This is a genomic window from Spongiibacter taiwanensis (assembly GCF_023702635.1).
Taxonomy (GTDB): domain Bacteria; phylum Pseudomonadota; class Gammaproteobacteria; order Pseudomonadales; family Spongiibacteraceae; genus Spongiibacter; species Spongiibacter taiwanensis.
Genome location: NZ_CP098455.1, coordinates 1,075,930 through 1,093,504, shown reverse-complemented (window position 1 = coordinate 1,093,504; position 17,575 = coordinate 1,075,930). Strand labels below are relative to the sequence as shown.

16 protein-coding genes are annotated in these 17,575 nt (G+C 57.9%); 6 read left to right on the top strand and 10 right to left on the bottom strand.

Annotated features, from left to right (window positions below; translation table 11 throughout):
* Positions 1–5: 5 nt before the first annotated feature.
* The 6 genes from NCG89_RS05135 to NCG89_RS05110 form a co-directional block, all read right to left on the bottom strand.
* Positions 6–827 (bottom strand): zinc-ribbon and DUF3426 domain-containing protein, encoded by an 822-nt coding sequence (locus tag NCG89_RS05135; protein WP_251088700.1) that lies wholly within the window; start codon positions 825–827, stop codon positions 6–8.
* Between the two features lie 24 nt (positions 828–851).
* On the bottom strand, positions 852–1,739 hold the full coding sequence (gene prmA, locus NCG89_RS05130) for a 50S ribosomal protein L11 methyltransferase (RefSeq protein ID WP_251088699.1): 888 nt from the start codon (positions 1,737–1,739) through the stop codon (positions 852–854).
* A gap of 72 nt (positions 1,740–1,811) precedes the next feature.
* Positions 1,812–3,152, bottom strand: coding sequence for an acetyl-CoA carboxylase biotin carboxylase subunit (gene accC / locus NCG89_RS05125; protein WP_251088698.1), 1,341 nt, complete (start codon positions 3,150–3,152; stop codon positions 1,812–1,814).
* A gap of 44 nt (positions 3,153–3,196) precedes the next feature.
* Complete coding sequence (gene accB / locus NCG89_RS05120) at positions 3,197–3,661, bottom strand: acetyl-CoA carboxylase biotin carboxyl carrier protein (protein ID WP_251088697.1); 465 nt, start codon at positions 3,659–3,661, stop codon at positions 3,197–3,199.
* Between the two features lie 25 nt (positions 3,662–3,686).
* Entirely contained in the window at positions 3,687–4,127 is a 441-nt protein-coding gene (gene aroQ / locus NCG89_RS05115) for a type II 3-dehydroquinate dehydratase (protein WP_251088696.1), read from the bottom strand.
* Positions 4,128–4,307: 180 nt separating this feature from the next.
* Positions 4,308–6,050 carry a protein-disulfide reductase DsbD family protein gene (locus NCG89_RS05110; RefSeq protein WP_251088695.1) on the bottom strand — a complete coding sequence of 581 codons (1,743 nt, stop codon included), beginning with the start codon at positions 6,048–6,050 and terminating at the stop codon, positions 4,308–4,310.
* 243 nt (positions 6,051–6,293) lie between these two features.
* Here NCG89_RS05110 and NCG89_RS05105 point away from each other — a divergent pair, with 243 nt between their 5' ends.
* The 3 genes from NCG89_RS05105 to NCG89_RS05095 all read left to right on the top strand — a co-directional run bounded on the left by NCG89_RS05105 (position 6,294) and on the right by NCG89_RS05095 (position 8,449).
* Positions 6,294–6,713 carry a copper chaperone PCu(A)C gene (locus NCG89_RS05105; protein WP_251088694.1) on the top strand — a complete coding sequence of 140 codons (420 nt, stop codon included), beginning with the start codon at positions 6,294–6,296 and terminating at the stop codon, positions 6,711–6,713.
* A 91-nt stretch (positions 6,714–6,804) separates the two neighbouring features.
* Complete coding sequence (locus NCG89_RS05100; RefSeq protein ID WP_251088693.1) at positions 6,805–7,839, top strand: DUF2333 family protein; 1,035 nt, start codon at positions 6,805–6,807, stop codon at positions 7,837–7,839.
* A 19-nt stretch (positions 7,840–7,858) separates the two neighbouring features.
* Positions 7,859–8,449, top strand: a complete 591-nt coding sequence (locus tag NCG89_RS05095; protein ID WP_251088692.1) for a YajG family lipoprotein — start codon at positions 7,859–7,861, stop codon at positions 8,447–8,449.
* A 329-nt stretch (positions 8,450–8,778) separates the two neighbouring features.
* Here NCG89_RS05095 and NCG89_RS05090 read toward each other — a convergent pair whose 3' ends face one another.
* Positions 8,779–9,777, bottom strand: coding sequence for an adenosine kinase (locus NCG89_RS05090; RefSeq protein WP_251088691.1), 999 nt, complete (start codon positions 9,775–9,777; stop codon positions 8,779–8,781).
* Positions 9,778–9,857: 80 nt separating this feature from the next.
* Here NCG89_RS05090 and mrcB point away from each other — a divergent pair, with 80 nt between their 5' ends.
* From mrcB to NCG89_RS05075, 3 genes are all read left to right on the top strand, one after another.
* Complete coding sequence (gene mrcB, locus NCG89_RS05085; protein WP_251088690.1) at positions 9,858–12,152, top strand: penicillin-binding protein 1B; 2,295 nt, start codon at positions 9,858–9,860, stop codon at positions 12,150–12,152.
* Complete coding sequence (locus tag NCG89_RS05080; RefSeq protein ID WP_251088689.1) at positions 12,145–12,447, top strand: hypothetical protein; 303 nt, start codon at positions 12,145–12,147, stop codon at positions 12,445–12,447. Before mrcB ends, NCG89_RS05080 begins: the two co-directional genes overlap by 8 nt.
* A 390-nt stretch (positions 12,448–12,837) precedes the next feature.
* A complete protein-coding gene (locus NCG89_RS05075) occupies positions 12,838–14,016 on the top strand; it encodes an integrase core domain-containing protein (RefSeq protein WP_251088688.1) in 1,179 nt (392 codons plus the stop codon).
* A 211-nt stretch (positions 14,017–14,227) separates the two neighbouring features.
* Here the strand turns inward: NCG89_RS05075 and NCG89_RS05070 are convergent, their stop codons facing one another.
* The 3 genes from NCG89_RS05070 to NCG89_RS05060 form a co-directional block, all read right to left on the bottom strand.
* Entirely contained in the window at positions 14,228–14,992 is a 765-nt protein-coding gene (locus NCG89_RS05070) for an exodeoxyribonuclease III (RefSeq protein ID WP_251088687.1), read from the bottom strand.
* 48 nt (positions 14,993–15,040) lie between these two features.
* Positions 15,041–16,498: an ATP-binding cassette domain-containing protein gene (locus NCG89_RS05065; protein WP_251088686.1), complete on the bottom strand. Its 1,458-nt coding sequence runs from the start codon at positions 16,496–16,498 to the stop codon at positions 15,041–15,043.
* A 118-nt stretch (positions 16,499–16,616) separates the two neighbouring features.
* On the bottom strand, positions 16,617–17,492 hold the full coding sequence (locus NCG89_RS05060; RefSeq protein WP_251088685.1) for an LOG family protein: 876 nt from the start codon (positions 17,490–17,492) through the stop codon (positions 16,617–16,619).
* Positions 17,493–17,575: the final 83 nt, after the last annotated feature.

Here is a 17,575-nt window from a genome sequence, read left to right as displayed (position 1 = left end):
ACCAGTTATCGGGCGCGATTTTGGCCCTTGCCGGGGAGGAGGTCGAGCTGGTAATTCACCGCCTGGGGCCCGGGGTCGCGGATCTCCATCACCACATGAATGGGCTGGTGGGCGGCGAGGTTGCTGAGGCGGCCAAGTTCGCCGGTCAGGTATTCCCTGGGTTGAAATATACGGCTGGCCAGGGTGCGACCGCCGAGATCGCTAAAGCGCAGGTAGAGGGCGGGAAATTCGCTGCTGGTCTCGCTGTTGTTCACCAGTAGCGTATCAATGACCAGGGCTCCGTCCCGCTCCGGGTGCTTTCGCACCACCAGCTTGTTGGCGCTGATGGCGCCCAGCTGGCTGCCCTCGGCGGCGTTGGCTGCCCGGCACTCCATCTGCCAGCGCTCACAGAAAGTCAGCACTTGTTTGGCAAACGGGCCGCCGAGCAGCGCGGGCATTTGCCACCAGGCAATTTGCCAGAGCAGCAAGGCAACAGGAAACAGGCAGGCGAAAATCCAGGGCCAGCGGCGAGGTTTGGTGGGGGGAAGGTGATGCTCAAAGTCGTGGCCGACGGTGCTGAGTGAGTCCAGCAGGCTGAGCGGGTCGCGCTCTTCTACCTCGTCCTGCTGGTTTGCCGCTTGGGTGTCGGTGAAGTGGAAGCTGCCCTGCTCACCCGTGTCGGGGGCAGGGGCAAAGTCGGTTTCGGTCAGGGGCTCGCCGTCAAGGGCATTGAAAATCTGCCGGCAACGGCCGCATTGCACAATCGCACTGGCGGCCTGTAGCTGTGCTTCGCTCACCCGAAATCGGGTTGCGCAGGCGGGGCATTGGGCGGTGGTGGCGTTGGTCATATCAGGCGATGGTCTGATGCAGGATCAATGGGCGACTTTGGTGCCGGTAATCCTAACCCATTCCTCGCGAGTGGTCAGTTGCATCTGCTCAAACCAGCTGGCGTAGTGCTGCTGGAGGCTGTCGCCCTGACTGTCGAGAATGCCGGATAAACAGATCTGTGCGCCTGGTTTCACCAGCCCTGCGAGACGCGGTGCCAGCTGCAGCAGTGGTGCGGCGAGAATATTGGCCAACAACACGTCGGCATGAACGCTGTTGTCGAATTGTTCGGGCAGAAGGCAGCGCAAACGCGCGGGATCGATGCCGTTGCGCTGGGCGTTATCGGCGGTGGCCGACAGGGCTTGGGGGTCGTTGTCGATGGCGATGAGGCTATCAGCGCCCAGCAGTAATGCGGCGATGCCCAGAATGCCGGAACCGCAGCCGTAATCGATGACGGTTTTGCCTGTGAGGTCCTGGCTGTCGAGCCATTGCAGGCAGAGCCAAGTGGTGGGGTGGGTGCCGGTGCCAAAGGCCAGTCCGGGGTCGAGCAGAATATTCACCGCATTGGCGTCAACGGGCTCCCGCCAGCTCGGGCAGACCCATAGGCGCTCACCGCACTGGAGGGGGTGATAGCTGTCCATCCATTCGCGAATCCAATCCCGGTCCTCCAGAATCTCTACCCGGTGCGTGGGCAGTGCGTTGCCGTAGAAGGCTTCTAGTGCCGGGAGCAGTGCTGCGATGTCGGTGTCGGCAGGGAAAAGGCCGGTCACCCGGGTATGGGTCCATACCGGTGTCTCCCCTCTTGGGGGTTCGTACAGGGGTTGGTCGGCATCGTCTTCCATGGTAACCGCCGAGGCGCCAATTTCCATCAATGCGTCTTCCAGTGCGGTGGCGGAGTCGGGGTCGGCGTCGAGGCGCAGCTGTAACCAGGTCATGGCGCGATCCTAAAGTCGGGGTAGGGTGCTGAAAAAAAGAGGGGGCTCGATGGCCCCCTTATCCTCGCGAAACTAGAGTTTCAGCTTCTTCTCGAGGTAGTGAATGCTGACGCCACCCTTGCTGAAGGCGGCGTCTCGCACCAGATCCTTTTGCAGGTCGGTGTTGGTGCGGATGCCGTCCACAATCAACTCGTCGAGGGCGTTGCGCATTCTGGCCAGGGCGATGTCGCGATTGTCGCCCCAGGTGATGACCTTGGCGATCATCGAGTCGTAGTTGGGCGGTACCGAGTAGCCGCTGTAAAGGTGGGAGTCGACCCGCACACCGAGGCCACCGGGGGCGTGGTAGTGCTTGACCTTACCCGGGCAGGGCATAAAGGTCTTGGGGTCTTCGGCGTTGATCCGGCACTCGAAGGCGTGGCCCTTGATCTTGATGTCGTCCTGGGTCAGAGACAGCTTTTCGCCGCCGGCGATTTTCAGCTGTTCCTTAATCAGATCGACACCGGTCACCATCTCGCTGACTGGGTGTTCTACCTGAATCCGGGTGTTCATCTCGATAAAGAAGAACTGGCCGTTCTCGTAAAGAAACTCGAAGGTACCGGCGCCGCGGTAATTGATTTTTTTACAGGCTTCCACACAGGACATGGCAACATCCTGGCGAATATCGTCGGGGATGCCTGGTGCGGGCGCCTCTTCCAGCACCTTTTGGTGGCGGCGCTGCAGGGAGCAGTCCCGGTCACCCAGGTGGATGGCGTTGCCTTGTCCGTCAGCCAGTACCTGAATTTCAACGTGGCGGGGGTTTTCCAGGAATTTTTCAATGTACACGGTATCGTCGCCGAAGGCGGCCTTGGCCTCGGACTGGGTGACGTAGACCGCATTGAGCAGAGCCGCTTCGCTGTGGACAACCCGCATGCCCCGGCCACCGCCACCGGCAGCCGCCTTGATGATCACCGGGTAGCCGATGCGCTTGGCAATCGCCAGAGTGCGGTCATTATCGGTGGTAATCGGGCCGTCGGAGCCGGGCACGGTCGGTACGCCGGCTTCTTTCATGGCTTTAATGGCCGACACCTTGTCACCCATCATGCGAATTACGTCAGGGTTGGGGCCAATAAAGACAAAGCCGCTTTTTTCCACCTGCTCGGCAAAGGCAGCGTTTTCCGCCAGGAAGCCATAGCCGGGGTGGATGCCCACGGCATCGGTCACCTCGGCAGCGCTGATGATGGCGGGAATGTTGAGGTAACTCTGTGGCGACGGGGCGGGGCCAATGCAGACGGACTCGTCGGCCAGGCGCACATGCATCAGTTCCCGGTCGGCAGTGGAGTGCACTGCCACGGTTTTAATGCCGAGCTCTTTGCAGGCCCGCAGCACCCGCAGCGCAATCTCGCCGCGGTTTGCGATAACAACTTTTTTCAGCATGTTGGATCTTTCCCTTTTATTCAGTCAGTCGCGGTGAGCAGGGCTTACACGATGGTGATGAGGGGTTGATCAAACTCTACCGGCTCGGCGTCGTCGACAAGAATGGCTTCAATCACGCCAGTCTTGTCGGCTTCGATCTGGTTCATCATTTTCATGGCTTCAACGATACAGATAACGTCGCCGGCTTTAACATGCTGGCCGACTTCGGCAAAGACCGGGGAGCCGGGCGACGGCGCGCGGTAGAAGGTGCCTACCATGGGGGATTTCACCACGTGGCCGCTGACTGGTTTTTCAGCGGGGGCTTCTGCCGCAGCGGGGGCTGGCGCGCTGGCAGCGGGAGCCGGTGCCGCGGCTGGTGCGGGTTGTGCATAGTATTGAGGGGCAGGCATGGACACACTGCCGCTGTTGCGACTGATGCGCACAGACTCTTCGCCTTCTTTGATCTCCAACTCGTCGATGTTGGATTCTTCAAGCAATTCAATCAGCTTTTTGACTTTTCTGATGTCCATAGTGGCTCTCTTAGTTTTTTTAAGGTCAGTTTGGAAGTTTTTGCATGGCGGCGCGCAGGGCCATTTCATAGCCCATTGCGCCCAGGCCACAGATCACCGCCTCGGCGATGTCTGAAAAATAGGAGTGGTGCCGGAAGCTGTCCCGCTTGTGGACATTGGACAGGTGCACTTCGATAAACGGGATGTTCACCCCGAGCAGGGCGTCGCGCAGGGCGATGCTGGTGTGGGTGAAGGCTGCCGGGTTGAAGATAATAAAGTTGATGCCTTCAGGGCGGGCCTGATGGATACGCTCGATCAGCTCGTATTCGGCGTTGCTCTGCAGGCTTTGCAGGTGGTGGCCATTCTCGACGGCGATTTGCTGCAAGTGGCTGTCGATGTCGGCGAGGGTGTCGCTGCCGTACACCTCTGGCTCGCGACTGCCGAGCAGGTTCAAATTGGGGCCATGTAATACTAAAAACGAAGCCATCACTGTGCCGTTTGGGTGCAGAGGTTAAGTCTGGGCGGATTGTGCCTGATTTGTTTTCGGGAGTCCAACAGGTGAAGGTGAAAATTTAAAGATGGCCACCTGTTTACTGCAAGTTTGCAGGAGATGGCCGTATTTTTACCAAGGGCAGTGTTTTCGGTGATAACACTGTGGGCCGCTGGATTAGTCCTGCCAGAGCTTCAAAACCACGGCCTTCGTGAGAATTTGCGGCAGAATCGCGGGGGCGGCGTTGAGGTCGGACGGATAGTAGACATACAGCGGAATGCCGTTGCGCTGGAAGTCGGCCAGCAGGGCGGTAATGGCCGGATCATAGCGGGTCCAGTCGGCGACCAGGTAATGGGTGTTGTTGCGGGCGAAGGCTTGCTGAATTTCGTCGGTATTGAGTACAAGGCGCTCATTGGCAGCGCAGGTAATGCACCAGTCTGCGGTTACGTCCAAAAAGACATTTTGGCCGCTGGCACGCAGCTCGCGGATGCTTGCCGGGTCAAAGGCCGTCGTGGACTGCGACGGCTGGGGTGAAGCCTGGCCGCCTTGCCAGGCCAGATATCCCGCGCACAGTGCACTGATAACACCTAGCAACCGGGCGCTGCCCCGCAGTTTCCACAGCCAGATCGCCAGACCGATCAACAGCCAGGCTAGCAACAAGGTGGCCATGCTGTTGGCGCCTAACTGGCGGCCATACACCCATAGCAGCCAGATGGCTGAGGCAAGCAGGGGAAACGATAAAAATTGCCGCAGGCGCTCCATCCACATGCCGGGCTTGGGCAGGTAGCGCAGCCAGGCGGGAAATAAACTGAGGATCATCACCGGCAGTGCCATCCCCATGCCGAGGCTGGCAAACACCAGTAGCGCAGTGGCTGGCGGCTGGGAAGCGGCGTAGCCCAGAGCGCTGCCCATGAACGGGGCGGTGCAGGGACTGGCCACCAGGGTTGCCAGAACGCCGGTAAAAAAGCTGCCGCTATAATTGCCCTGTTGGCTCAGACCGCTGCCAGCATTCATCCACCGCCCGGCAAACTCAAACACCCCGAGCAGGTTCAGTGACATCAGAAAGAACAGGGTGGCCATGGCGGCAACAAAGCCCGGTTGTTGCAGCTGAAACCCCCAGCCCACTGCCTGGCCTGCCTGCTGAAGCACGATAAGCAGCCCGGCCACTGCCACAAAGCTCACCACCACACCCAAGCCGTAGACCGCGCCGTGGGAGGCGGTTTGACCGTGGTGGGCATTGGCAAAGCTGAGCACTTTGAGGCTGAGCACCGGAAACACGCAGGGCATCAGGTTCAGGATGGCACCGCCAAGCAGGGCCAGCAAAATCACAAAGGGCAGGCTGCTCGGGCCAGGGGCCTCAGAAAAGCCGACTGTTGTGGTTGGGGCGGGCGCCTGGTTGCTGGCTGGCGTGTCGGTCAGTAGGGTGAAGTCCTGGGACGTTGGCTGATATTGGTAGCGTTGGGTTTGCGGCGGGTAACACAAACCGGCATCGGCGCAGCCCTGCGAGCGAATGCTAAGAATAAATGGGGCGTCTTTCGGCAAGCCGGTCACGGCCAGGGCGGTGTTGAAGTAGTAAACCTCGGTGGTGCCGAAGAAGGGGTCGTCTTTTACCTTGCCGGGTTCGAAGGCGGTTTGCGTGGGCAGGGCTTCCCCGTCGATTTGTGCGCTGACCGCAAAACGCTGTTGGTAGAGGTAGTAGCCATCGGCAATGGACCATTCAATGAGCAGGGTGTCCTCGTCCCAGGCGAGCAGGGATTGGTAGGCCTTTTCAACCGGCAGAAAGTCATCCTGGGCCGCCGCAGTGAAGGGATCGCTGGTCCCGGTGAGGCTATTGCCGAAAGGATCGCCGCTGCGACCTGGCTGGTCGGCAAAACTCACACTGGCCCATAAGAGTAATACGCTGGATAAAAAGAACTTCATCAATACCATCACCACTTTGCTGGCGTTATCATGGGGCAGGTCTTCCCCAGGTAAAATTCACCGGCCAGTATACGTGGATCGCGGGCGAATCGGGGAGGCCGGTTTACCGCTGTCGCGCGTGCGGCAACGGTAGACGTGTCGGAGGTAAAAATCATGTTGAGGTGTAGTTCCCCCATGCATATCGGTTTCAGTGGGTGGCGGTCATTTTCCGTTAGATGCGGCCGGGCCCTGCTTATTACAACAATGTTGAATCTGGTGGTGAGTTTGGCCCAGGCCGAGCTGATTGTCAGTGACGCTTACGTCAGGGGATTGCCGCCGACGCAAAAAAATACGGCGGCATTTTTCGAAGTGCTCAACACCGGTGAGGCCCCGGTTACCCTTACAGCGGGTGTTAGCGATGTGGCGGCGTCATTGGAAATTCATGCCCACGAACATCGCCAGGGCATGATGGCAATGCGCAAGCAAAGTGCGCTAACGATTGAGGCGGGCGCCCGAGTGAGTTTCGCCCCAGGCGGTTTGCATTTAATGCTGCTCAATCTGCAGCAGGCGCTAAGTGATGGTGATATGGTGACCTTTTCCTTGCGGGTTGACGGCGTCCCGAAGGAGGTTCGTGCGCCGGTGGTGAGTGTGTTGAAGTCGCCGCCGTCGTCAGGACATCACTGAGTGATTGCCATCTTCAGTTGAACGTTGATTTTCAACCGGTGGGTGATTCCGATTGGGTGCTTACCCCCGGGCAATAACTAACGGAGCATTCATGGCATTAGAAAAGATCAAGGGCGTGCTTGGCGGATTAAAGGAAAGCGTTAGCGAGCGCTTTGGCCCGGCACTTCCCAAGATAATTGGTGTGGCGCTGGCGCTGTACCTGGTGTTTATCTCGGTGCTTGGCATTTACTGGAGCGCAACCCCGGATTTGCCCGAAACCAGTTACTACGCCGAGTCTGCCAGTGATCGCATTGTGGGCACGGCGACCACCTCTGCCTTAGTCGATGTGGCGGAAACCCTATTGGACAAGCCCGGCGGGTTTATCAGTAACGACATTACGCCGCCCGGTGTGTTTATGGACAATATGCCCGCCTGGGAATACGGCGTATTGATTCAGGTGCGCGACCTAAGCCGGGCTATGAGGGAGAGTTTTAGCCGCTCCCAATCCCAGTCCCAAGAGGACGTCGATCTGGCCAAGGCCGAGCCGCGCTTCAACTTTTCCAACAACAGTTGGGCGATTCCCGCCTCGGAATCCGAATACCGTCAGGCGATTAAGCATGTGAAGTCCTTCCGGGATCGCTTGAATGACAGCCGCGAGGGAGATGCCCAGTTTTACGCCCGGGCAGATAATCTGCGCTACTGGCTGACCGTAGTTGAGTCGCGCATGGGGAGTTTGTCTCAGCGCTTGAGCGCCAGCGTTGGCCGCCCCCGCTTGAATACTGACCTGGCCAATGACCCCACGGCGCGGCAATCTACGCCGACCTCGACCGAAAAGCAGGTCAAAACTCCCTGGTTGAAGATCGATGATGTTTTCTATGAGGCCCGGGGCAGCGCCTGGGCACTGATTCATTTTCTGCGCGCGGTTGAAGTGGATTTCGCCGACGTATTGGCCAACAAAAACGCCACGGTAAGCCTGCGTCAGATCATTCGCGAGCTGGAGGGAACCCAGCAGACAATTTATAGCCCAATGGTATTAAATGGCACCGGCTTTGGATTTCTCGCCAATCACTCTCTGGTGATGGGCTCTTACATTTCTCGGGCCAACGCCGCGATCATTGATCTGCGCGATCTGCTCTCCCAAGGTTAATTTACTTCAAGGAACCATCATGAACTGCCAGCGTTTACTTCAAGGATTTGTAGCAAGCATCGTAATTCTGCTGACGGCCTGTGCCCAGAGCCCTCAGAAAATCACCGTTGACCCCATGTTTCCTCCGACCACCAGTCGTCCCGGTAACGGCGAGCCTTTGCACGTGCGGGTGAGTGATCAGCGCGCCAATAAAGTGCTGGGTAGCCGCGGCGGGGTGTATCGCGAAACTGCAACCTTCTCTATCGCCAATGATCTGTCGCTGGCGGTGCAGCCACCGCTAGAGCGTCACCTGGCCGCGCTGGGCTTTAATGTCGACAGCCTCAACCCCAACACCGTAGACCTGCATGTGATTTTTGAATCGCTGGTGTATAACCACCCCAAGAACGATAGCGTCGGTCACGATATGGACATGGCTGCTATTGTGCGGGTGGAGGCGTCTCGTCAGGATGGCAGTAACTACAAGGGCCGTTACAAGGTGAAGCGCAACGAGAAGTTTTTCAACGCCCCCAGCACCGCGCAGAATGTGGAGAAAGTGAACGCGCTGGTGGTAGAGGTGTTGGAGAATATGCTGGATGATCCCCAGTTAATGAGCTTTATTCGAGAGCGCTGATCTCGGGGCGGCTTCAACAAAAAAATGGCGCCTCAGTGGCGCCATTTTTTTGCCTGTAAACTTAGGGCCTGTTAACACTAATTGGAATACGCCTGTTGTGGCTAAAAATTCGCCAATCTAGAAATGAGGAGAGAGGTTTGGTTGCTCCAAATGAACGACGAATGACGACGAGTGGTGGATTTTTAGCCACAACCCGAAGGGCTGGAGCCATTTTGGCCCCCAGCGTCGTTCTCGGTCGCTTATTTGGAATAACCAAACTGCGCTACCTCCGCCTAGCTGGAAGCAAAAATGCCTTCCAGCAGGTGCAATCCAATTAGTGTTAACAGGCCCTAGCCAAACACCGCGGCCAAGGCTGCCTGATGGGCTTCGCCCGGCAACCGGGGGCCGTATTGCGAGACCACCATCGCGGCGGCATGGGTTGCCAGTTGACCGGCCTGCTGGTAGCCAAATCCGTGGGTAATGCCGTAGAGGAAGGCCCCGGCGAACATATCCCCGGCGCCATTGGTGTCAACCGCGTCTACCGAAACCGCGGGGATGGTGTGCAGTGCCTGACCATCAAACACCACCGCGCCGTTTGCGCCGCGGGTAATGGCAAAGGTTTTGGCGATTGTTTTGAGTGCTGTGATGGCCTCCTGCAGGTGCTCGGCGCCGGACCAGCTCAGTGCTTCGGCCTCGTTGCAGAACAGCAGGTCGACACCGTCACCCAGCATTTCGCTCAGACCGTCCTTGAAGTGAGTGACAATGCCCGGATCAGAGAAGCTCAACGCCGTCTTCGCGCCGTTGCGGCGGGCGATTTCCAGACCACGGATGGCGGCTGCCCGGCCGCTCTCGGAAGTCACCAGATAGCCCTCAACATAGAAGAACTCCGACTCGGCCAGGGCTTGCTCGTTGAGTTCTTTGACCGACAGCTCGGCGCTGATACCCAAATGGGTATTCATGCTGCGCTCGGCGTCAGGGCTGATCAGCACCAGACATTTGCCGGTCACACCGGGGTCCTCGCTCATGACCAGATCACCGCCGATGCCGGCTTTGCGAATATCATCAACGAACAGGCGGCCGAATTCGTCCTGGGCGACCTTGCCCGAGAAGTAACAGTTGGCACCGAAGTAGGCGGCCGCCGTTACCGAGTTGCAGGCGGAGCCGCCGCTGGCTTGTTTGGAGTGAACCAAATGGCCTTCTAACTGGTCCAACAGCGCTTGCTGACGCACCTCATCGACCAGGGTCATCATGCCTTTTTCCACGCCCAGGGTCTCAAGTTCTGCGTCGGTCACTTGAATTTCTGTGTCCACGAGCGCTGCACCGATGCCGTAGAGGTGATATGTTTTCATCTTGTTTGCCAGTTACTTGCGGTAAAGTGCCGCTATTATCCGGTTTGTCGGGGGTTTTGCAATTTTGTTGGTTTCACTAGATGGCTAGGAAAGCTAAGAAGTCCGGCAAGGGCCGTAGTAAAAAATCGCTCTGGGGTGGCTTGCTGATCAAGTTGTCATTGGTTGGGCTGGTGGTGCTGGCGATGGTGTTCGCCTATTTTGATGCCCAGGTTCGAGGTGCCTTTGACCATCAGCAGTACGATAAGCCAGCCAAGGTATATGCGCGGCCGCTGGTGTTGGCCACCGGTGCCATTCTGACGGCATATGAACTTGAGTCCGAGCTGCAGAGTCTGGGGTATCAGCAGTCGCGACTGGTCAGCCAGCCCGGCAGTTACTATCGGCAGGGTGATCGCTTTTCCATTCACCTGCGGCCTTTCCGTTTTGCCGACGGCATGCGTGACGCCCAGGTCATTGAGGTGGAAATGGGGGCGACCACCGTTGCCGTGGTCAGAGACAAACTGGGTCAGCGTCTGGCTGAGGCCCAGCTGGATCCGCTGGTTATTGGTGGGGTTTACCCGGGCCGCCACGAAGACCGCTTGATGATGGGCCTGGATGAAGTGCCCAGCATGATGATCGAAACCCTGTTGCAGGTTGAGGACAACGGCTTCTACCACCATTTTGGGATTTCGCCGCGCAGTATCATCCGGGCCATGATCGCGAATATTAAAGCCGGCCGCACCGTTCAGGGCGGCAGCACCCTGACCCAGCAGCTGGTCAAGAACACCATTCTCAGCAACGAGCGTAGCCTGTGGCGCAAGGCCAAGGAAGCGGTGATGTCGATTCTCACCGAAGTCCATTACAGCAAGGATCGCATCCTTGAGGCCTACATCAACGAGGTGTATCTGGGGCAGGAAGGTAACCGCGCCATTCACGGCTTTGGCCTGGCTGCCCGCCACTACTATAACCGTCCCATTCACGAGCTCAATCTGGCCCAGACCGCGATGCTGGTGGGGCTGGTTAAAGGGCCATCCTATTACGATCCCTGGCGGCATCCTGAGCGGGCCAAGACCCGACGCAATATCGTCTTGGGCGAGCTAGCCGAGCGGGGCTGGCTGACCCCTGAACAGTTGGAAGGCTGGAAGGCTCAGCCCCTGGGGCTGGCGAAAAGCTCCGCGCTAGAGGGCTATTATCCGGCGTATGTCGATTTGGTGCGGCGGCAACTCGGCCGCGACTACCAGCGCCAGGACCTGCAAACCAAGGGCCTGCGGATTTTCACCCCCTTTGATCCGGTACTTCAGCGGCGCGCGGAAAATGCCACCCAGAAAGCGCTAAAGAGTCTGTCTGAACGGGTTAAAGACCTGCAAGTGGCGATGGTGGTCACCCGGGTAGACAGCGGCGATGTGGTTGCCGTGATCGGTGGCAGCCAACCCCGCTACGCTGGCTTTAACCGGGCGCTGGATGCCCTGCGTCCGATTGGGTCTCTGGCCAAGCCCGCGGTGTATCTCACCGCGCTGGCCCAGCCCGAGCGCTACAACCTGCTTACGCCGCTGCGAGATCAGCCTATCTCGGTGCCGCTGGCCAATGGCGATGTGTGGCGGCCGTCTAACTACGATAACAAGAGCCACGGCATTGTCCCTCTGCACTATGCACTGTCTCGTTCCTATAACCTGGCGACCGCCCACCTGGGTATGTCGGTGGGTGTCGACAAGGTGATGGATATGTTCAAGACCCTGGGCATCCAACGACCCTTGTTAGAAGTGCCGTCCATGTTCCTGGGGGCCGCGGAGCTGGCACCGATTGAAGTGGCCGCCATGTATCAGACCATCGCTGCCGGCGGGCGCTTTACTCCGCTGCGGACCATTTATGCAATTGCCGATGAGGAGGGCGAGCTGCTCGCCCGTTATCCGCAGAAGCCAAAGCAGGTGATCAATCCCGCGCCCGTGCATGTGTTGCAGTACGCCATGTTGGAAACCGTACGTGAGGGCACCGGGGCCAGTGTCTACCACATGTTGCCCAAGGATTATCGCGTGGCCGGCAAAACCGGTACCAGCAACCAGACCAAAGACTCCTGGTTTGCCGGCTTTGCCGGCGACTATCAGGCCGTGGTGTGGATGGGCAAAGACGACAACTCCTCCACTGGGCTAACCGGTGCCAGTGGCGCGCTGCGGGTGTGGCGGCAGTTCATGGCTGAGGCCAGCACCGAGCAGATGCCCTTCTCGCCCGTGCGGGGTGTGGAGTACTTGTGGGTGGATAGCCAGACCGGTCAGCTCACCCAATCCTGGTGCGACAATGCGCGGTATATGCCGTTTATCAAGGGCAGCGAGCCGCGGGAGAGTAGTGGGTGTGTGCCTGATGGGCAGAAAGCCTGGCAGTGGTTTAAGGGGATTTTTGACTAATCGCCGACGCGGTGCTGCTGGTTTTCTGCCAGCGCTGGGCACGATTGGGGGTTTTGGTGGGCTTTTATCTTTGGCGATGGTTTTGGTTGGGCTTGATGGAGACCCTGTTGGGTTTATTGTATTTGCTGATGGCACTGGTTTCGCCCAGCTGGGCGACCTACTTCTTTTTTGCGCCAAAAAAGAAGTAGGCAAGAAAAAGGGCGCCCCAATCGCTCGCCCTTCGGGTGCGTTGCGCTTCTCAAAATCCAATGGGAACGCTGCGGAACTCGCCTGCGGCTCAAACAGTCCTCGCTAAAAGACTCCCATTGGATTTCTGCGATGCTCACCGAGCTCAAAGGGGGATTAACCCCCGCACTCCGAAAGGAATGCTTTTAGTTTTGAATATGGCGCAACTTTCTATTCTGTTGGAGGTATTTAAAACCAACTAAACTCGATGCCGCGGCCTTTCCCCCTTGTGGAGCTGCCGAGCACCGGAAGTCGACGCGGATTAAAGCGGAAAACTGTTTGAGCCGCAGGCGAGTTTTTTCCGCGCCGCGACGACTGAGGAGCGCAGGGTACCGATGGCATCTTTTCGCCATCGGCAGCGCAGCCGGGGTGTGTAGGGTTCAACAACATAGGTAACAGTTTGTTTCAAATACATAGGTAACACATTGGTTAAATAGTGAGCACCGGATAGGAGGTGCTCATGCCTTGGCGAGATGTGAAACCGATGGACGAACGAGTGTTATTTATTAGCGATTATCTTCGCGGTGGTCGGCGCTATTTTGCTGAGCTATGCCGCTACTACGGCATCAGCCGTAAGACCGGCTACAAGTGGGTCGAGCGATACCAAGCCTCCGGCATTGAGGGCCTCCAAGAGCGAAGCCGCCGGCCTCTTCATCACCCAGCGGCGATCCCCTACGCCATTGAGCAGGCGGTGGTGGCGTCTCGTTGTATCGGTCGTATGACGTTGGGCCCGAAGAAGATCCAGCAAAAGCTCCGAGAGCAGTTTCCTGATACACCGGTGCCGTCGATCACTAGCATTCACAACATTCTTAAGCGACACGGCTTGATTGAGGCCCGCCAACCCAGGCGACGGGTCAGTCCTTATCGTGAGCCCTTTGCGCCGGTCGCTGCCCCCAATGATTTGTGGAGTGTGGATTTTAAGGGGCAGTTCAAGCTTGGCCACGGGCCGTGGTGCTTTCCGCTGACGGTGATGGATCATCACAGCCGATTTCTATTGGGCTGTCAGGGGCTTGAGGGAACCGAAACAAAGGCGGCTAAGCAAGTCTTTGAGCAGCTATTCAAAGAGTATGGGCTGCCTCGACGAATTCGCAGTGACAATGGGGTTCCCTTCGCCAGCAAAGCGCCAGGGGGCCTTTCTGCTTTGTCGGTCTGGTGGGTGCGGCTGGGCATTGTGCCCGAGCGCATCAAACCGGGAATGCCCCAACAAAATGGGCGCCATGAACGGATGCATCGGACCATGAAGCAGGTCGTCACCAAGCCCGTCGCTGACACGATGGCAGCTCAGCAGCATTGTATGGATATCTTTCGGCGAGACTACAATGAGCAGCGCCCACACGAATCACTGGCGCTTAGCGTACCTCAGGCGTGTTACAGCGCTTCGCAGCGGCATTATCCCGAGCGACTTCCGGAGCTGGAGTACCCCAGTTACTACTCTGTAATGAAGGTGCAGCGCAGCGGCACAATCTATTGGGGCGGCGGGCAGGTCTATGTGTCCCATTCCCTCAAAGGTGAGCGTGTGGGACTTGAGCAGGTTGACGATGGAATTTGGGATATCTACTTTGGACCCATTAGGTTGGGTGGCTTTAACCAGCGCAATATTGGCGGTAAAGCCTTCCCCTATTGGACGATAAAAGTGTAACCCATGTATTTGAAATAATGTGTTACCCATGTATCTGAATCATACAGGTGTGCTTTTCTTGCTTACTTCTTTTTCACACAAAAAGAAGTAAGTCGCCCAGCTGGGCGAAACCAATGCTTTCAGCCGAAGCAAAAAATTCGACCGAGTCCCCACACCCAGAAGATCGATGGCTCGAAGCGAAATCACCGCCCACTGCCAGGTTAAAAAAACCTCAGCGAAGATCTACACTAACCGGACAATGGTCCGACCCATGAATGTCATTCCAAATGTCCGCCGCAACCAAGCGGCTCTCGACCAGCGCGGCGCTGCCAAGAAAATAATCTATCCGCCAGCCGATATTCTTGCCCCGGGCGCCAGCCCGATAACTCCACCAGCTGTACTTGATGGTGTCCGGGTGCAAGTAGCGGAAGGTATCGATAAACCCCGCCGCCTGGATAGCATCCATGCCATCAATTTCTTTCTGGGTGTAGCCGGCACTTTTATTGTAATTGGGCTTGGGTCTGGCGATATCGATTTCCCGGTGGGCCACGTTAAAGTCGCCGCACATCAGCACGGGTTTGCTCGCCTCTAACTTCTTAACATAGGCGAGAAAATCCCGGTCCCAGGTTTCCCGATAGGGCAGCCGCACCAGCTCGTTACCGGAGTTGGGGGTGTAAACCGTCAACAGATAAAAGTCGGCGAACTCGGCTACCAGCACCCGACCTTCGGTGTCGTGTTCGGCAATGCCGATATCGGCGGTCACATTCAGTGGTTGCTCACGGCTGAGGATGGCCACACCGGAATAGCCCTTGCGCTCGGCACTGTTGCTGTACACATGGTAGCCCTGCACGCCCTCGAGGGCGGCGATGACCTGGTCGTCCTGGGCCTTGGTTTCCTGTAGGCAGAGGACGTCGGCATTCATTGCGGCGAGGGAGTCGACAAAATCTTTCTTCATCACGGCGCGGATGCCGTTTACGTTCCAAGAGGCAATGCGCATGCTGAGTGGCTCCTGTTATTAACTGGCGAGGGGGCTCATCTGCCCCGGTTAATCGCGCTCGCGAATGTCGGCGGTATAGCCGCCCTTTTCTGAGGGCACCAAAGCCAGGAATTGGTTGATGCAATCCGGCACTTCTTCGCTGCGGTGGCTGACGAACAGAATCCGGGTGTGGCCGGTGGCGGCGATCTGGTCGACGGCGCCGAGCAAGCGGGCTTTTTGCTCGCCGTCCAGGCCAATGCAGGGTTCGTCCAGAATAAGAATTTCCGGCGATTTCACCATTGCCCTGACCAATAGCACCATGCGCTGCTCGCCGAAGGACAGGCGGTCGAAACGCTGTTCCCGGCAGTGCAGCAGCTCCAAGGCATCGAGCCAGGCCAACAGCCGTTGGCGCTCGGCGTCGCCGTAGTCGTTGTAGAGGCCGACAGAGTCGAACAGGCCTGAGGCCACCACATCAATTACCTTGCTGCGTTTGAGGTTGCTGAGTTGCATGTTGGTATTGAGCAGGCCGAAGTGGGTTTTCACATCCCATACACTTTCGCCGCTGCCCCGCTGCTTGCCAAACAGAATCACCCGCTGGCCATAGGCTTTGTCATTCTCGCCGCAGAGCAGGCCCAGCAGGGTCGATTTACCCGCACCGTTGGGGCCACTAATGCAGCAGTGCTGGTCTGGCATCAGGGTCCAGTTGATGTCGCTGAGCACTTGTTTGCCACGAAAGTTGACGTTGACATCCTTGAGTTCGATCAATGGTTGTCCGCCCGGGTAGTCTGGCGCGGGCTCGATTGGCAGCGGCTTGCTATAGCGGTGCCGCTGGGCAGTCTGACGCTTGGCCTCGATGGCGCTGCATTGGCTTTGGATTTTGCCGTGGTCCATCAAGAATACGGTGTCGATTGCATCGGGAATATCGCTGGCATCCTTGGTGATCAGCAGCAGTGGGGTGGGGGATTGGACCAGCTCGTCGAGTAGCTCGCGCATCTCGCCCTGGGCGTTGATATCGAGGCCTTCAAAGGGGTTGTCCAGAATCATCGCCTTGGGTTTGGCGAGCAGGGCCCGGGCGAGCAGGGTTTTGCGGCTTTCACCGGTGGAAATAAAACGAATGCCCTGGTCGAGAATATGATCAATCCCCAGGCGTTTGCAGAGCTGGGTGAAGTCCTCCGTCGGGGCTTTGCCCTGCAGAATTGCATTGCGCACCGTGGTGCCAACATCAAAGGCGTCGGCGCGGGTTTCGCTGTCATCAAAGCGGCGGTCTCGCTCCATGAGCTCTTTGTGTAAGTCAAAGGAAATCAGCGCCACGTCGGCAGGGCCGATGCCCTCGGCGTAGATCACGTCGCCGTGGTTAGGGCGTAGGCTGTCGGTGAGTAGTTTTGCCAGTGTCGTTTTGCCCGCGCCATTGCCGCCGAGCAGGGCGATATGGCTGCCCTGGGGCCAGACCCAGCTCAGGTGGTCGAGAATCAATTCCAGTTGGTAGGCAAAGCGCACATCGCGCAGTTCAATCAGGGGGCTAGACATAATTCGACTTTCAGCTGCGGGAAATCAGGGCGGCAACTATACCAATTTCGGCCGCGCTGCGCTGCTGTTGCGGCGGGAGGCGAACAGGCGCGGCACGATGCCGCGCCTGTTCGATTGTTCAGCAGGCGTTGCACCTGCCGGTGCTGAGGTCGTAAAACTCGACGATGTTGTGCCAGGCCTGTTCGGCGCTGTCGACCACCGAAATCATATTGACGTCTTCGGGGCTGATAACGCCTTCGTCGCGCAGAAATTCCAGGTTAATGGCCTGGCGCCAAAATTCGTGCCCTAACAGAATCACCGGAATGCGTTTGGAGCGGCCTGTCTGGATCAGGGTAAGGGCCTCAAACAATTCATCCATGGTGCCAAAACCGCCGGGGCAGACAATGACCGCTTTGGCGCGCAGCATAAAATGCATTTTGCGAATGGCGAAGTAGTGAAAGCGAAAACAGAATTCCGGTGTGATATAGGGGTTGGGGAATTGCTCGTGGGGCAGCACGATATTGAGGCCAATGGATTTGCCGTTGGCTTCGGTCGCGCCCCGGTTGGCCGCCTCCATAATGCCGGGCCCGCCCCCTGTCATCACATATAGGCGTTCTTCTTCGGGGCAATTGTTGGAGTGTTCGGTGATGAGCTCGCCGAGTCGGCGGGCTTCCTGATAGTAATGGCTGTTGCGCTGGGCGCGTTTGGCTGCGCGAATCGCCGCTTGATCGCCCAGCTTTTGTGCCTCGGTGACCGCAAGGTCGGCCTCTTCGGGGGCGAGGAAGCGGGCGCTGCCAAAAACCACAACGGTGGATTTTACGTTGTGCTCCTGCAGGATCATTTCGGGTTTTTGCAGCTCAAGTTGAAAGCGGAGTCCCCGCAACTCTTCTCTTAATAGAAAGTCCTGGTCGCTGAAGGCCAGCCGATAGGCCGACGGCATTTCCATTTCGTTGTCGAACATGTCCTCCCGGGCAGAGGGGAAGTTGGCGCCTGTCAGACTTGAAGGTTTTCTCATACAGTCATTCCTAATCGATACCACTGAGTCTTGCTCGCAAGGTTACAAAGGCAGGGCCTTGGCAAGAGTAGGTCCGCACCGGT

What these genes read in the sequence shown, in the direction of transcription:
- NCG89_RS05135 (WP_251088700.1), bottom strand. Translation starts at nt 827, where the DNA reads ATGACCAACGCCACCACCGCCCAATGCCCCGCCTGCGCAACCCGATTT.
- prmA (WP_251088699.1), bottom strand. Translation starts at nt 1,739, where the DNA reads ATGACCTGGTTACAGCTGCGCCTCGACGCCGACCCCGACTCCGCCACC.
- accC (WP_251088698.1), bottom strand. Translation starts at nt 3,152, where the DNA reads ATGCTGAAAAAAGTTGTTATCGCAAACCGCGGCGAGATTGCGCTGCGG.
- accB (WP_251088697.1), bottom strand. Translation starts at nt 3,661, where the DNA reads ATGGACATCAGAAAAGTCAAAAAGCTGATTGAATTGCTTGAAGAATCC.
- aroQ (WP_251088696.1), bottom strand. Translation starts at nt 4,127, where the DNA reads ATGGCTTCGTTTTTAGTATTACATGGCCCCAATTTGAACCTGCTCGGC.
- NCG89_RS05110 (WP_251088695.1), bottom strand. Translation starts at nt 6,050, where the DNA reads ATGAAGTTCTTTTTATCCAGCGTATTACTCTTATGGGCCAGTGTGAGT.
- NCG89_RS05105 (WP_251088694.1), top strand. Translation starts at nt 6,294, where the DNA reads ATGTTGAATCTGGTGGTGAGTTTGGCCCAGGCCGAGCTGATTGTCAGT.
- NCG89_RS05100 (WP_251088693.1), top strand. Translation starts at nt 6,805, where the DNA reads ATGGCATTAGAAAAGATCAAGGGCGTGCTTGGCGGATTAAAGGAAAGC.
- NCG89_RS05095 (WP_251088692.1), top strand. Translation starts at nt 7,859, where the DNA reads ATGAACTGCCAGCGTTTACTTCAAGGATTTGTAGCAAGCATCGTAATT.
- NCG89_RS05090 (WP_251088691.1), bottom strand. Translation starts at nt 9,777, where the DNA reads ATGAAAACATATCACCTCTACGGCATCGGTGCAGCGCTCGTGGACACA.
- mrcB (WP_251088690.1), top strand. Translation starts at nt 9,858, where the DNA reads ATGGCTAGGAAAGCTAAGAAGTCCGGCAAGGGCCGTAGTAAAAAATCG.
- NCG89_RS05075 (WP_251088688.1), top strand. Translation starts at nt 12,838, where the DNA reads ATGCCTTGGCGAGATGTGAAACCGATGGACGAACGAGTGTTATTTATT.
- NCG89_RS05070 (WP_251088687.1), bottom strand. Translation starts at nt 14,992, where the DNA reads ATGCGCATTGCCTCTTGGAACGTAAACGGCATCCGCGCCGTGATGAAG.
- NCG89_RS05065 (WP_251088686.1), bottom strand. Translation starts at nt 16,498, where the DNA reads ATGTCTAGCCCCCTGATTGAACTGCGCGATGTGCGCTTTGCCTACCAA.
- NCG89_RS05060 (WP_251088685.1), bottom strand. Translation starts at nt 17,492, where the DNA reads ATGAGAAAACCTTCAAGTCTGACAGGCGCCAACTTCCCCTCTGCCCGG.